At 72.9% G+C, this 14,612-nt stretch carries 14 protein-coding genes; 4 read left to right on the top strand and 10 right to left on the bottom strand.

Features of this window, described 5'->3' with window-relative positions:
* Positions 1-16 precede the first annotated feature (16 nt).
* Complete coding sequence (locus tag E1284_RS18845) at positions 17-1,042, top strand: RNA-guided endonuclease InsQ/TnpB family protein (protein ID WP_131940668.1); 1,026 nt, start codon at positions 17-19, stop codon at positions 1,040-1,042.
* A 14-nt stretch (positions 1,043-1,056) separates the two neighbouring features.
* Here E1284_RS18845 and E1284_RS18840 read toward each other — a convergent pair whose 3' ends face one another.
* Genes E1284_RS18840 through E1284_RS18830 form a run of 3 tightly spaced genes read right to left on the bottom strand, consistent with a single transcriptional unit; the run spans position 1,057 to position 3,796 of the window.
* Positions 1,057-1,917: a Cgl0159 family (beta/alpha)8-fold protein gene (locus E1284_RS18840; RefSeq protein ID WP_131940693.1), complete on the bottom strand. Its 861-nt coding sequence runs from the start codon at positions 1,915-1,917 to the stop codon at positions 1,057-1,059.
* Between the two features lie 56 nt (positions 1,918-1,973).
* Positions 1,974-2,918 (bottom strand): 5-dehydro-2-deoxygluconokinase, encoded by a 945-nt coding sequence (gene iolC / locus E1284_RS18835; protein ID WP_131940666.1) that lies wholly within the window; start codon positions 2,916-2,918, stop codon positions 1,974-1,976.
* A complete protein-coding gene (locus tag E1284_RS18830; protein WP_131940664.1) occupies positions 2,915-3,796 on the bottom strand; it encodes a TIM barrel protein in 882 nt (293 codons plus the stop codon). The genes iolC and E1284_RS18830 overlap by 4 nt, the downstream gene beginning before the upstream one ends.
* A 167-nt stretch (positions 3,797-3,963) precedes the next feature.
* Between E1284_RS18830 and E1284_RS18825 the strand changes: the two genes are divergently transcribed.
* The 3 genes from E1284_RS18825 (at position 3,964) to E1284_RS18815 (ending at position 7,175) form a co-directional block, all read left to right on the top strand.
* Positions 3,964-4,701 carry a GntR family transcriptional regulator gene (locus E1284_RS18825; protein WP_131940662.1) on the top strand — a complete coding sequence of 246 codons (738 nt, stop codon included), beginning with the start codon at positions 3,964-3,966 and terminating at the stop codon, positions 4,699-4,701.
* A 123-nt stretch (positions 4,702-4,824) separates the two neighbouring features.
* Positions 4,825-6,165, top strand: coding sequence for a phytase (locus E1284_RS18820; RefSeq protein WP_131940660.1), 1,341 nt, complete (start codon positions 4,825-4,827; stop codon positions 6,163-6,165).
* Between the two features lie 86 nt (positions 6,166-6,251).
* Positions 6,252-7,175: a LacI family DNA-binding transcriptional regulator gene (locus E1284_RS18815; protein WP_131940658.1), complete on the top strand. Its 924-nt coding sequence runs from the start codon at positions 6,252-6,254 to the stop codon at positions 7,173-7,175.
* 79 nt (positions 7,176-7,254) lie between these two features.
* Here E1284_RS18815 and E1284_RS18810 read toward each other — a convergent pair whose 3' ends face one another.
* From E1284_RS18810 to E1284_RS18780, 7 genes are all read right to left on the bottom strand, one after another.
* Positions 7,255-7,965 (bottom strand): MBL fold metallo-hydrolase, encoded by a 711-nt coding sequence (locus tag E1284_RS18810; protein WP_165965329.1) that lies wholly within the window; start codon positions 7,963-7,965, stop codon positions 7,255-7,257.
* Positions 7,962-8,780 carry a Cof-type HAD-IIB family hydrolase gene (locus E1284_RS18805; protein WP_131940654.1) on the bottom strand — a complete coding sequence of 273 codons (819 nt, stop codon included), beginning with the start codon at positions 8,778-8,780 and terminating at the stop codon, positions 7,962-7,964. The genes E1284_RS18810 and E1284_RS18805 overlap by 4 nt, the downstream gene beginning before the upstream one ends.
* Positions 8,777-9,589, bottom strand: a complete 813-nt coding sequence (locus E1284_RS18800; protein WP_131940652.1) for an inositol monophosphatase family protein — start codon at positions 9,587-9,589, stop codon at positions 8,777-8,779. The genes E1284_RS18805 and E1284_RS18800 overlap by 4 nt, the downstream gene beginning before the upstream one ends.
* The gene (locus E1284_RS18795; RefSeq protein ID WP_131940650.1) at positions 9,586-10,365 is read right to left on the bottom strand and encodes an HAD family hydrolase; all 780 of its coding nucleotides are present in this window, start codon (positions 10,363-10,365) and stop codon (positions 9,586-9,588) included. Before E1284_RS18795 ends, E1284_RS18800 begins: the two co-directional genes overlap by 4 nt.
* Positions 10,362-11,492: an ABC transporter ATP-binding protein gene (locus E1284_RS18790; RefSeq protein WP_131940648.1), complete on the bottom strand. Its 1,131-nt coding sequence runs from the start codon at positions 11,490-11,492 to the stop codon at positions 10,362-10,364. Before E1284_RS18790 ends, E1284_RS18795 begins: the two co-directional genes overlap by 4 nt.
* A gap of 3 nt (positions 11,493-11,495) precedes the next feature.
* Positions 11,496-13,256 carry an ABC transporter permease gene (locus tag E1284_RS18785; protein ID WP_243714585.1) on the bottom strand — a complete coding sequence of 587 codons (1,761 nt, stop codon included), beginning with the start codon at positions 13,254-13,256 and terminating at the stop codon, positions 11,496-11,498.
* Positions 13,257-13,383: 127 nt separating this feature from the next.
* On the bottom strand, positions 13,384-14,612 hold a 1,229-nt coding region (locus tag E1284_RS18780), incomplete at its 5' end, for an ABC transporter substrate-binding protein (RefSeq protein WP_341770403.1).

Genomic DNA, 14,612 nt, shown 5'->3' with positions numbered 1-14,612 from the left:
CAGTGGAATGTGAGACATGGCGCGGCAGGTGAAGCGGGCGTTCCGGTGCCGCTTCTATCCCACAGACGAGCAGGCGGCGGAGTTGTCCCGCACATTCGGGTGTGCGCGCCTGGCGTACAACCGGGCGCTGGAAGCGCGGACGCGTGCCTGGTACGGGGAGCAGCGACGCGTATCCTACGTGGAGACCTCCGCAATGCTCACCGCCTGGAAGAAGACTCCGGACCTGGCGTTCCTGGTGAGCGGGCCGCTTGACATCGTGTGGTCTGGGCATCTGCCCGAAGGGGCGGAGCCGTCCACGGTCACGGTGTCCCGCGACGCGGCCGGGCGGTGGTTCGTGTCCCTGTTGTGCGATGACACCATCACCCGTCTCAACCCCGCTGACCGGGCCGTGGGGATCGACGCCGGGGTCACATCGCTGGTCACCCTGTCGACGGGTGAGAAAGTCACCAACCCCCGGCATGAGCGCCGGGACCGCGAGCGCCTGGCCCGCGCGCAGAGGGACCTGTCCCGGAAGGCCAAGGGATCGAAGAACCGGGAGAAGGCCAGAGTGCGGGTCGCGCGGATCCATGCGCGGATCGCCGACCGGCGCCGGGATCTCCTGCATCAGCTGACGACTCGTCTCGTCCACGAGAACCAAGTGGTCGTGATCGAGGATCTGCATGTCGCGGGCATGGTCCGCAATCATCGCCTGGCCCGCGCGATCTCCGACGCGGCATGGCGGGACCTGCGCACGATGCTGGAATACAAGGCCGACTGGTACGGCCGCGAACTCGTCGTGATCGACCGGTGGTTCCCCAGCTCCAAGCTGTGCGGGGACTGCGGGACGGTCGCCGGGTCGATGCCCCTCAACGTGAGGCAATGGGAGTGCGGGTGCGGCGCGGTCCATGACCGTGATATCAACGCCGCGAAAAACGTTCTGGCCGCCGGGCTGGCGGTGTCTGCCTGTGGAGCTGACGTGAGACCCAAACGGCGCGAGCCCGGCGGGCAGTCGGCGACGAAGCAGGAAACCCGACCCGCGAGGGTCGGAGTCCCCCGCCACTAGGCGAGTGGACGAAGTCAAATGACCTCCACTGCTGCGTCCACGGCTCCGGCCACATCGCCGTCGGCAGGGTAAAGAAGGGAGCGGCCGACGACCAGGCCCCGCACGGTCGGGAGCCGCAGGGCGCGGCGCCAGCCGTCGCGGGCGGCGCGCGGGTCGGCGGAGACCTCGCCGCCGAGCAGCAGCGCGGGCAGGGTCGAGGCGGCCATCACGCGCTCCATGTCGGGGACGACGGGGACCTTCAGCCAGGTCCGCGCCGAGGTCGTGCCGAGGGCCGACGCGATCGAGATCGCGCGGATCATCGCCTCCGGGGTGAGGTCGTTGCGGACGCGGCCGTCCACCCGGCGGGCGATGAACGGCTCGACCATCGCCATCAGGCCGTGCCCGGCGAGCGCGGACACCGCGCGGGCGCAGCCCTCCAGCGTGCGCGGCGTCGCCGGATCGTCGTCGTCGACGCGCAGCAGGACCTTGCCGCCGTCGAGGCGGGACGCGGCGATCGCGTCGGCGCTGTAGGCGGTGAAGCGGTCGTCGATCTCGAAGGACGCGCCGGCGAGCCCGCCGCGGTTCATCGAGCCGATCACGATCTTGCCGTCGAGGGCGCCGAGGAGCAGCAGGTCCTCCGCGACGTCGGGGGTGGCGAGGACGCCGTCCACGCCGGGGCGCTCCAGCGCCGTGCACAGCCGGTCGAGGAGCCGGCCGCGGTCGGCCATGGCGAGCGGATCGCCGCCGGCGGCGAGGGCGCCGCGCGCCGGGTGGTCGGCGGCGATCAGCATGAGCCGCCCGGTCGGGCCGAGCAGCGACGCGCGGCGGGTGCGGCGGGCGGCGGCCTCGGCGATGGACTCCGGGCGGGCGGCGCGCGTCTCGGCGAGCGCCGCGATCCGCCCGGCCCGCGGACTCGGCGGGGTCTCGGTGTCGAGGGCCACGGGGTCGAGGGTCACGGGGCCACCGCCGGTTCCGCGATCTCGGCGGCGGTGGGCATCGCGGCCGAGCAGGCGAGCCGGGACGCGACGACCGCGCCGGCCCGGTTGGCGAACCCGATCGCGCGCGGGAGGTCCCAGCCGGCGAGCAGCCCGTGGCAGAGGGCGCCGCCGAACGCGTCCCCGGCACCGAGGCCGTTGACGACTTCGACCGGCACCGGTGGGGACTCCACCACCCGCCCCTCGTCGTCGACCGCGAGGACGCCGTCCGGCCCGCGCTTGACGACGGCGAGGCGGACGCCGCGGTCGAGGAGCGCACGGGCGGCCCGCATCGGGTCGGTCTCCCCCACGGCGACCTCGCACTCGGCGAGGTTGCCGACGGCGACGGTCGCGTGTTCGAGGGCCTCGCCCGCCCGGCGCCCCGCCTCGGCCGGGGAGTCCCAGAACATGGGCCGGTAGTCCAGGTCGAGGACGGTGAAGCCGGCGCGGCGGCGGGCGCCGAGCGCGGCGAGCGTCGCCGTCCGGGACGGTTCGGCGCACAGCCCGGTCACGGTCGTCCAGAGCAGCCCGGCGGCCTCGATGGCGGGGAGGTCCAGCTCGTCCGCGCGGATCTCCAGGTCGGGGGCCTTCGGGAAGCGGTAGAAGTACAGCGGGAAGTCGTCGGGCGGGAACAGCTCGCAGAACGTGACGGGGGTCGGCAGGCCGGGGACGTCCGCGACGAACCGGGCGTCCACCCCGTACTCGGCCAGGGCGCGGCGGACGAAGCGGCCGAACGGGTCGGCGCCGGTGCGGGTGACCACGGCGGCGCGGCGGCCGAGCCGGGCGGCGGCGACCGCGACGTTGGTGGCGCTGCCGCCGAGGAACCGGGCGAACGTCTCGACCTCGTCCAGCGGGGCGCCGGACTGGAGCGGGTAGAGGTCGACGCCGACGCGGCCCACGGTGATGACGTCGAACCTGGTCATGCGGCGATCCCGGCGAGGAAGTCGACGCAGGCGCGCACGTCGGCGAGGGGTCCGGCGCCGGGCGCGGGCTCGGCGTCGATGATCATGTCCTGCTCGAGGACGTACCAGCCGTCGTAGCCGGCGCCTTCGAGGGAGCCGATGATCCCGGCGATGTCGATGTCGCCCGCGCCGAGCGGGCGGTAGATGCCGTCCCGGACGGCGTCGGTGTAGGGGGCCGCGCCCGCCCGGACGGCCTCGGCGAGCGATGCGTCGACGTCCTTGAGGTGGACGTGCGCGATCCGGCCGGGGGCGCGCGCGGCGAGTTCGCCGGGGTCGGTGCCGCCGATCAGCAGGTGGCCGGTGTCCAGGCAGAGCGGGATCCCCGACCCGTCGAGGACGCGCCGCACCTCGTCGGACCGTTCCAACATCGTCCCGACGTGCGGGTGCAGCACCGCGCGGACGCCGGCCTCGGCCGCCGCCGCGCCGATCCGGTCGAGGTTGCCGAGCAGCGCAGACCAGCCCGCCGCGTCGAGTTCCGGCCTCTCGTCGTAGCCGTCCAGGCCGGTGACGGCGGCGAGCACCAGCGTGAGCCGGTCGTTGGAGCGTTCCACACCGAACCCGGACAGGATCCGCCGGACGTCGGGCAGCGGGTCGCGGTCCGGGTCGTGCAGCACGACCGGCGCGAACCCGCCCACCGCGCGGAGCCCGTACCCGGCGAGCAGCGCGGCGCGCTCGGCGGCCCCGGCGGGCAGGAAGCCGTCCGGCCCGAACTCGGTGGCGGCCAGCCCGAGATCGCGCATCTCCGCCAGCACCCGCGCGGGCGCCAGCTGGTGGCCCCAGCCGGGCACCTCGCACACCCCCCACGAGATCGGGGCTCCCGCGACACGATCCTTGATCATCGACTCACCATCTCTCCAGCGGACGTGCTCGCGCCGGCGGTGCCACCGGCTCCGCCGAGTCTGCTGAAGCTCATGCGGAGATGTCAATAGTTTGTTAGGACATTATGAGGTAATAAGTTAAACACACGCTCCGGGGTACGATCGTCCCGTACGAGAGGAGACGACGGGTGTATCGACCGCGCGTGACCGTGGACCGCAGCAGCCCCGTGCCGCTGTACTACCAGCTCGCCCAGCAGCTGGAGGCGGCCATACGCGCCGGTGAGCTTGCCCCGGGCACCCGACTGGAGAACGAGGTGGAGCTGGCCGACCGGTGCGGGCTGTCCCGCCCGACCGTCCGGCAGGCCATTCAGCACCTGGTCGACCGCGGGCTACTGGTGCGCAAGCGCGGCGTCGGCACGCAGGTCGTCCGGTCGGAGATCCGCCGCTCGATCGAGCTGACGAGCCTGCACGACGACCTCGCGGCGGCCGGCCGGGAGCCGCGCACCCGGGTCCTGGAGCTCGGCCCCGTCCCGGCCGGGGACACGGTGGCCAAGGAGCTCGGCGTCCCGCCCGGCGCCGAGGTCGTCCGGATGCGCCGGATCCGGTGCACCGGCGACGAGCCGCTCGCGGTGCTCACCAACTACCTGCCGCCCGACCTGATCACGGTGACCGAGGCCGACCTCGCCGAGCACGGCCTCTACGAGCTGCTCCGCGCGACCGGCATCAACCTGCGCATCGCGAACCAGACCATCGGCGCGCGCGGCGCGACGGCCGCCGAGGCCCGGCTGCTGGACGAGCGGCGCGGCGTCCCGCTGCTGACGATGAACCGCACCGCCTACGACGACAAGGGCATCGCGATCGAGCACGGCTGCCACGTGTACCGCGCCGACCGCTACTCGTTCGCGCTCACCCTCGTCGAGCGGTAGCCGCCGGGGGACGGCGCGGCGAACCCCGGATGAAAGTTCTTGATCAATTAGAGCGCTCTATTGAATTAGAGCGCTCTAACACTTACGGTGCAGGCGTCCGCACCACGCATCAGGAGGAACCCGATGCAGCTGAGCCCCACCCCCCGACTCCGGCCGATCGCCGCCGCCGCGGCCCTCGCGCTCGCCGCCGCCGTCCTGCCCGCCGTCCCGGCGGCGGCCGACGACGACCTCGCCCAGGTCCGCGCCACGCTGGAGACGCCGCCGAACTACGACGACGAGGCGGGCGGCAACGCCAACGCCGACGACCCCGCGATCTGGAGCCACCCGGACGACCGCGACGGCGACCTCGTCATCGCCCCCCTCAAGGAGGGCGGCCTCGTGGTGTACGACGCCGCCGGCCGCGAGATCCAGCGGTTCGCCGCGCCCGCCCCGCCCCGGCCCGGGGACGAGCCCGGCCGGTTCAACAACGTCGACCTGATCTACGGATTCCAGCTCGGGCGCCACAAGGTCGACCTGGCCGTGGTGTCCGACCGCGGCCGCGACACCGTCCGCAGCTACGTGATCGACCCGGACGAGGCCGAGGACCACCGGGCCCCGCTCACCGACGTCACCGACCCGTCCGCGCCGTTCGTCTTCTCCTCCTCCCTCGACGACGTCAACGAGCAGGCGACGGCGTACGGGCTGGCGTCCTGGGGCGACTCGGACGGCGGCGGCTACGTCGCCCTCAGCCGCCGGCACACCTCCCGGCTCGGGCTCGTCCGGCTGGTCGCCACGCGGGCGGGCACGATCACCTACCGGCACGTCCGCGACCTCGACCTGCCCACCTCGTTCCCGGTGCCCGGCGGCACCTGGACGCCCTGCGAGGACCCGGGCGAGGGCCCGCAGGTCGAGGGCATGGTCGCCGACCCCGAGCACGGGGTGCTGTACGCGGCGCAGGAGGACGTCGGCATCTGGCGCATCCCGCTGGACGGCGCGCCGCGGCTCATCGACAAGGTCAAGGAGTACGGCGTCCCCGCCACCTACAACCCCGACACGGAGGAATGCGACCCCAGCGGCCCCGACCCCGGCGTGGGCGGCGAGCACATCACCGCCGACGCCGAGGGCCTGTCCATCTACAAGCAGGACGACGGCGAGGGCTACCTGATCGCCTCCAGCCAGGGCGACAACACCTTCGTCGTCTACGACCGCGAGGACCCGACCGACTACATCGGCCGGTTCCGCATCGCCCCCGGCACCCTCGTGGACGGCTCCGAGGTCTGCGACGGCGCCATGGTGACCAGCGCCCCGATCGGCCGCTTCACCAGCGGCCTCCTGGTCGTCCACGACGGCGAGAACACGCCCGTCGCCGTCGACGAGAACGGCGAGGTCCGCGAGAACACCAACTTCAAGTTCGTCGACTGGAAGGATGTCGCCGACCCGCTCGACCTGGCCGTCACCCCCGGCGACTGGGACCCGCGAGACTAGCAACTACGTTGACCTGCGGCGTGTTGTTGTTATGAGGCCGCTCATAACAACAACACGCCGCAGTTCAACGATGCGAAGGAGTTGGTGTGGGGCATCCGACGCTGGAGGACGTCGCCGCGCGCGCCGGCGTGTCCCGGGCCCTGGTGTCGCTGGTGATGCGCGGCTCCCCGAAAGTCGCCGAGCCGCGCCGCAAGGCCGTCCTGGAGGCGGCCCGCGAGCTGGGCTACCGGCCCAACATGATGGCGCGGGGCCTCGCCGCCGGCCGGACGGGCATCGTCGGCGTCCTCCTGCCCGACCTCCACGACCCCGGCTGCGCCGCGGTCCACGACGGCCTCGCCGACGAGGCCGCGCACGGCGACGTCCGCCTGCTGGCGACCACCGGCCGCGGCCGTCCCGCCCGCGAACTCGCCGCGCTGAACGACCTGCTCGACCTGCGCCCGGACGGCGTGGTCCTGTGCGGCCCGAGGATCGCCGCCGCCGACATCGAGCGCGCCGCCGCCGGCTGCCCCGCCGCCGTCGTGGGCCGCTCCCTGCGCTCGACCCGCGTCGACTGCGTGACGGGCGACGACACGGCGGCCGTGGAGCAGGCGATCGCCCACCTGGCGGAACTCGGCCACCGCGGTATGGCCTGCCTGGACGTGGGCGCCCGCCCCTCCCCCCTGCGCGGCGCCTGCGAGGCCGCCGGCCTGACCGTCGTGACCGCCCCGGAGGAGTTGCCCCGCGCCGCCACCGCCGTCCTCGCCCTCGGCGACACGACCGGCACGACCGCGCTCACCGCTCTGCTGCGCGCCGGACGGCGCGTCCCCGAGGACGTCTCGCTGATCGTCCACGGCACCCCGCCGGGCGCCGAGGCGGCACAGGTGACGACGATCGCCCCGCCGCCCGCCGAACTCGGCCGCCTGGCGATGGCGGCCCTCCTGTCCCGTGTCAAGGACGGCCCCTCGGCGAAACCGCAGCGCCTCACCGTCCCCCCGCGCCTGGACATCCGCACCACCACCGCCCCCGCCTGAGAGCGACCCGTCCGTGCGAGCGAGCAGAACGGCATGGGCGACCCGCGAAAGGCGTCGCCCACGGACGTGAAGACCAGGGTCAGGCGATGAGGCGGAGGCCGGGGGTCGCGAGGGTTATCGGGGCGTCGCAGGACTGGCGGGCTTCGTGGAGGGCGACTGCCGGGTCGGCCCAGGGGCGTAAGTGGGTGAGGACGAGATGCTCGGCGGCAGCCTGTTTTGCCAGGTCACCCGCTTGGGCCGGCGTCAGGTGGGTTTCTGCGGCGCCGGGGGTTTCGACGGATGCCGCTGCTTCGCACAGAAGGATGTTGGTGTCGCGTGCCAGGTCCAGGAGTTCGGGGCACTCACCGGTGTCGCCGGAGTAGGTGAGGGTGCGGCCGCCGGCCGTCACGCGGACGCCCAGCGCGGGCACCGAGTGGCGGACCGGTGCCGTCTCGACCGTGAACGGCCCTAGCGCGAGGGGCGCCGACGGCGGCGTGCGCCAGTCGAAGGCGTACTCGTAGCCCGGCGGTGCGGACTCGCCGGCGGGGGCGATCACCGGGAGCCGCGGGGACGGGCCGCGGTGGTGCCGGATGTAGGCCAGGGGGACGAGGTCCGCGCAGTGGTCGCGGTGGCCGTGGCTGATGACCGCGGCGTCGATCGCGCGCGGGTCCGCGAAGCGCTGCAGGGGGCCGGCCGCGCCGGTCCCGGCGTCCAGGAGGAGCCGGAAGCCGTCGTGCTCCAGCAGGTAGCAGGAGCACACCGCGTCCGGCCCCGGGACGGAGCCGGCGCAGCCGATGACGGTCAGGATCACGGCAGGACGCGCGCGACCAGGTCGGCGACCGCGCCGTCCGCGCACGCCGCGACGACGATGTCCGCGGCGGCGCGGACCGCCTCGGCGCCGTCGCCCACCGCCGCGCCCAGGCCGGCGGCCTGGATCATGTCCAGGTCGTTGGGGTTGTCGCCGATCGCCGCGACGTCCGCGAGGGCCACGCCGCGCGCGGCGGCCAGCTCGCGGAGCGCGGCGCCCTTGGTCGCGCCCGCCGGGAGCGCCTCCAGGTAGGTGCTCTCCGACCGGACGAGGGTGACGCCCTCGACCTTCGCCGACACGAGCTCCTCGGCGGGGTCCATCAGCTCGGGGCGGTCGCAGACCATCATGACCTTGGTGATGTCGTCGAGCGGCAGGTCGCCCCAGGCGCCGATGCGGGTGAGCGTGATGCCGTCCCGGTCGGCGTACTCGCGCAGCGTCGGGCTCTCGGAGACCACGTGCGCGCGGCCGCCGCTGAACGCCACCGGCCACACGCCCTCGGAGAGGGAGCCGAACAGCATCGTCAGCTCCGCCCAGGAGGCCGCGCTCAGGCAGCGGCGGTGCAGGACGGCGCCGGTGCTCAGGTCGACCACGCGCGCCCCGTTGTAGAGGATCGCGGGGGTGGTGACTCCGAGGGCCCGGTAGTACGGGAGCGCGGCGGCCTCGCTGCGTCCGGTCGCGATGACGACCGTGCCGCCCGCGTCCATGAAGCGGCGCAGCGCGGCGAGGCTCGGTTCGACGATCTCCTTGTCGCGGCCGACGAGGGTGCCGTCCAGGTCGGTGACGATCCAGTCGACCGTGCGGACTCCGGTGGTGCTCATGCGCCGGTCACTTCGCGCATGACGGAACCTTCGAGGTCGAACCCGCCGACGCAGGCCAGGTAGCCGGGCGCCATGTGGTCGGGGGCGCCGGGCTCTCCGCCGAGCGGCAGGTACGTCCCGCCCGCCTGCCGGACGAGCAGCAGCGCCGCGGTGACGTCCCAGGCGTTGATGGACGGGTCGTAGGCCACGTCGGTCCAGCCGGCGGCGACGTGCGCGAGGGTGAGCGCGGCGCTGCCGGGGCGGCGCAGGGTGGCGAACGCGTCGACCATCTGGCCGAAGCGGCGCAGCGCCCTGTCGCGGTCCGCGTCCAGCTCGCGGGCGTTCGGGTAGGACGTGGCGATGACGGCGGTCGCGTCGCGGGAGGCGCCCCGGCTCTCGATCCGCGTCCCGTTGCAGGTCGCGCCGCCGAGGGACGCGCTGAACATCTCGTCCCGCACCGGGTCGTACACGGCGCCCGCGACGACCTCGCCGCCGGAGACGGCGCCGATGGACACGCAGAAGAACGGCAGGCCGACCGCGAAGTTGGCGGTGCCGTCGATGGGGTCGACGTACCAGCGGATGTCGCCGTCCTCGCCCTGCGCGCCGCCCTCCTCACCGACGACGACGCTGCCCGGCGTCTCCTTGGCGAGCACCTCACGGATGGTCTCCTCCGCCGCGCGGTCGTGCTCGGTGACGGGGTCGTGCATGTCGCGCTTGGTGTCGACCTCGGGACGCGAGCGGAACGCCGTCCGCAGCCGGTCCCCCGTGGCGCGAGCGGCGAGCTCGGCGATTCCGGCCAGGTCCCGCGAGGCGGGCACATCGACGTTCATACGTCTCCTTCTGTGGCGTTGGTGAGCAGTTCGAGCAGGCCGTGGCCGTCGTCGACGACCGCGTCCGGGCGCGCCCGGACCTCGTACGGGACGTCGTAGGTCCCCTTGGCGACCATGAGGATGTTGCCGCCGACGCCGGCGCGGTGCCCGCAGACCACGTCGCGGTCGAAGTTGTCGCCGGCATACCAGGCGTCCGCCGGCTCGATGCCGAGCGCCCGGGTCGCGATCCAGATCATCTCCGGGTTGGGTTTGCGCACGCCGACCTCGTCGCTGTAGACCTCGAAGGCCAGCTTCCCGTCCAGGCCCGTCGCCGCGGTGAAGTCCCGGTGGACGGCGCCCGACAGCGCGTTGGACACGACCGCGCAGGGGATGCCGAGGCCGTCGGCGGCGTCGAGCAGCTCGGGGATGCCGGGGCGGATGCGGCGTTCCTGCCGCAGCTCCCCCATCCGCTTGCACAGCGGGGTCGCGTGCGCGATGACCAGCTGCCGGGCGGGCGCCGGCCAGTCGGCGGCCACGTAGTCGCCCCAGAACGCGGCGTGCGTCATCTCCGGCGGCGCGTACGGGCGGGACATCGCGTCCTTCCAGCACTTGTCCGCCGCGACGCCCGCCTTGATGTCGGTCTCGACGGCGGCGACGTCGAGGGCGTGGCAGCCGGCGCGGACGAGGGTCGCGTGCACCTCCTTCGCGAGCGCCGCCGACCAGCCCGGACGGCGGGACGTCTCGACCAGCACGCCGCCGAAATCGAGGAGGAGCGCGCGCGGCTCGGGCAGGGTCATGAGGCCGCCTTCGCGACGGGCGCGACGGCGTCGTCCCAGGCGCCCATCCGGGCACCGTCCGCGGCGAACAGGTGCAGGCGTCCGGGGCGCGCCCAGCAGACGAGCCGGTCGCCCGGCCCGGCCTCGGGGTCCTCGTGGGTGACGGCGAACATCTCGGTGTCGAGGACACGGAGCTGCACGGTCCAGCTCGCGCCGGTCGGCAGGACGGTCTCGACGACGGCCTCGTCCGACCAGGCGGTGTCCGGTACGTCACCGGCCGTCCGGGCCAGCTTGAGCGCCTCGGGCCGGATGCCGACGCACCCCGGCGTCCCCACGGCGCGCTTCTCGGTGTACCGGAGCAGCGACCCGGCGAGCCCGCCGGGCTCGCCGGAAAGGGGCACGATGTTCATCGGCGGGCTGCCCACGAACTCGGCGACGAACCGGTTGCCCGGCCGCTCGTACATCTCCATCGGCGGCGCCACCTGCTGCAACTCCCCCTCCGACATGACGGCGATGTGCGTGGCCATCGTCATGGCCTCCATCTGATCATGCGTGACGAACACGACGGTCGCACCCGTCTCGTCGTGGATGCGCTTCAGCTCGGTGCGCATCTCCAGGCGCAGCCGCGCGTCCAGGTTCGACAGCGGCTCGTCCAGCAGCAGGACGTCGGGGTCGACGGCGAGCATGCGGGCGAGCGCCACGCGCTGCTGCTGGCCGCCCGACAGCTGCGACGGGTAGCGGTCCATGCAGTCGGCGACGTGCACCTTCTCCAGCGCCTCCTGGGCGCGGGCCTTGCGCTTGTCGGCCGGGACCTTGCGCATCCGCAGCCCGAACTCGGTGTTGCCGCGCACGGTGAGGTGCGGCCAGAGCGCGTAGTTCTGGAAGACCAGGCCCATGTCGCGCTTCTCCGGGGGGACGTAGACGCCGCGTTCCACCGAGTCCAGTACCCGCTCCCCCACGGCGATCTCACCGCGGGACGGCTGCTCCAGCCCGGCGATCATGCGCAGGGTGGTGGTCTTGCCGCAGCCGGACGGACCGAGCAGGCAGGTGAACGAGCCGTCCGGGATGGTGAGGTCCAGGTCCTTCACGGCCGGGCGGGCGCCGCCGGGATAGGTCTTGACCACTCCGCTGAGGGTGATGGCCGGCATTGATCAACCTCCGATGCCCGAGGCCAGGCTGCTCTTGGTGAGCCGCTGGGCCAGGTAGGTCATGGTGAACGAGAGCAGGGCGATGATGAGGACGACGCCGTTGGCGAGCTGGGTGTAGCCGTACTCGACGAGCCCGATGGACAGGGTGGTCAGCAGCTGGGTGCCGGCGGTGGTCAGCATGATGACGATGCTGAGCTCCTTCAGCCCGGAGATGAACGGCAGCACCACGCCGGTGACGAGCGCGCCCCGCTGGATCGGCATGATGATCCGCGTCATCCGGGTCCACCAGCGGGCGCCGCTGATCTGCGCGGCCTCCTCCGGTTCCCGGCCGAGCTGCATCATCGCCGAGATCCCGGACCGGGACGAGTACGGCAGATGCGTCACCACCATCACGACCACGAGCAGCGTGATCGTCCCGTACAGCGCCGGGACCGGCCCGCGCTGGACGGCGAACAGCGACAGCGAGGCGGCGGCGAACGCGATGCCGGGCACCAGGTACGGCAGGAACGACACCTGCCGCAGGAAGCCGGAGACGCGGCTCCCGGCGCCGCGCACCACCACGTAGCCGATGAGCAGCCCGGCGATGCCGCAGACGAGCGCGGCGACGCCGACGATGCGCAGGCTGTTCCAGGCCGCCGCCCACAGCTCGGTGCCGCGCAGCACGCCGTGCGGGAAGCCGACCGCGCCCTCGAGCTCGGCGCCGAACCAGTACTTGAGCGTGAAGTTGTCGGCGCTGAACACGCCCGGCGTCTTGGTGACGGTCGACAGCAGCAGGGTCAGGACGGGGATGACGACGCTCGCGGCGAACACCGCCATGCCGAGGCCGAACGCGGGCCACCGCCAGCGGCGCAGGTCGCTGCGGCGGTCCATGGCGCCCTTCCCGCCGACCGTGACGAACCGGCGCTGCTCCCGCACGAGCCGGGTGTCGACGACCACGACGAGCACGCCGATCAGCACGATGACGCCTGCGAGCGTCGAGGCGACGCCGGTGCTGCGGTCGCGGATGGCGTGGTAGAGGCCGGTGGACAGGACGTTGTAGTCGCTGGGCAGCCCGAGAATGTACGGGGTGCCGAACGTGCCGAGGACGCGGCCGAGGACGAGCAGCACCGCCGACGACAGCGCGGGCAGCATCAGCGGCAGCGTGATGCGGCGGACGACCGTCCGGCCGCCGGCGCCGAGGATGCGGGCCGAGTCCTCCAGCTGCGAGTCGATGCGGCGCAGCGCGTTGCCGAACAGCAGCAGGACGAACGGGTAGTAGTGCAGCCCGAGCGTAACGATGATCGGCAGCGGCCCGTAGGCCAGCCAGTCGGGGGTGTGGACGCCGGCGCCCTGGAGGTAGCCGACCTGGCCGCCGGAGCGCTCGTTCTTGAACAGCGACAGCCAAGCGAGCGCGAACGTCCAGGACGGCAGCATGTACGGGACGACGAGCGCGCCGGCCAGGAACTTGCGCCCCGGGACGTTCGTGCGGGTCACGAGCCACGCCATCGACCCGCCGACGACGAGCGCGAACACGATGACGCCGACCGCGACCGTGACGGTGTGGAGCAGCGGCTCCCAGAACAGCAGCTTGCTGACGGGCGAGCGGAACACCCGCCACAGGTAGTAGCCCGTCAACGAGCCGTAGTCCTGGCCGGAGCGGGCCTCGTCGCCGTACTGGACGCGGGCCGCGTCCGAGACGACCGACACGAGCGGGGCGATGACGAGGTAGAGCAGGACGGCGCTCAGCACGAGGCCGAGCAGCACGGTCGGGTCACGCAGGAGCACGCGTGCCCGGTACAGCACGCGCCGGCCGCGTGACGCCGGCCGTGCGGGGGCGGCGACCGCCATGGGCAGTTCCTCCGGGGGGATGGAGCCCGGCGGGCCGCCTCCGCGGCCCGCCGGGAGACGGTGGTCAGGAGTGGTTGACGCGCCAGAAGTCCTTGATGTCCTGGCGGGCGCGGAAGTCGGCGATGAGCTTGTCCGAGGAGAACCAGTACAGCTGCGTGTTCCAGTCGGTGAGCCCGGGCGGGTTCGCCGGGCTCACGCCGACCGCGTTGTTACCGGACACGCCGCCCGAGTGGGCCTCCAGGTCGAAGCCCTCCTTCTCCATCGCGAAGTGGACGAAGAGCTTGGCGGCGTTCGGGTGCTTGGAGCCGGTCGCGATCGTGGCGAACTTCGGGTAGGCGAAGCCGGTCCACGGGGCCAGGCCCTCGCAGACCTTCATGGTGAACTTCTTGTCCTCCAGGTCGCGGAACTTGGCGATGGAGAACAGCCCGATCGTGGTGCGGGTCTGGTTGGGCGCGCCGACGGCGGTCGCGACGTCCTCGTCCTCACTGGTGAGGACCGGGTCGTTCTTCGCCAGCCGCTTCACCCACTCGTACGCGGCGTCCTTCTCCTCCGTCTTGAGCTCGCCCTTGCCGAGCTTCCCGTAGGCGGCGGCGAGCTTGTCGGTGCCCTGCTCCGACATCTGCGTGAACCACTGGGTGAAGACCTCCTTGCCCAGCGGGTCCTGCATCATCACCTTGCCCTTCCACTGCGGCTCGGTGAGCTCCCACATGTTCTTCACCGGGCAGCCGCCGGGGTTGAGCTTGGGGTTGTAGGCGAACACGTACGCCTTGGAGATCATCATCAGCGGGTTGCGGTTCTTCTCGTCGATGTCCTTGGCGAGGTCCGGCGGGATCCACGTCTTGACGATCCCCTGCGGGAGGAGCTGCCCGACGAGCATCGGGCCGTCCTCGAACAGGCTGACGTCGATGGTGACGTTCTTGGCCTGCGCCTCCCGGGTCATCTTCTCCGCGGTGGCGGCGGCCTTGGACTTCACGCCCTCGGCCTTGATCCCGTACTTCTTCTCGAACGCCGCCGCCATGTCCTTGACGTCGCCGCTGCCGTCGTAGGCGAGGACGCTGCCCTCCTTCTTCGCGGCGGCGACGAGCGCGTTCAGGTCGAAGGACGCGGCGTCCTCCACGGTGACGGCCGGCAGCGGCTTCTCCGCCGCCTCCTCGCCGCCGGTGGACGGCGCGCAGGCGCCGAGGGCGGCGGTGGCGAGCGTGGCGAGGACGGCGGCTCCCGCGCGCGCCCGGTGCCCTCTCGGGATGGTGGTGCGGATCATGGTGGGTTCTCCTGCGGCGATGGGGGTGGGTG

The organism is Actinomadura bangladeshensis (genome assembly GCF_004348335.1).
GTDB lineage: Bacteria > Actinomycetota > Actinomycetes > Streptosporangiales > Streptosporangiaceae > Spirillospora > Spirillospora bangladeshensis.
The sequence above is the reverse complement of the archived record's forward strand: the minus strand, read 5'-3'. Positions and strand labels throughout refer to the sequence as shown.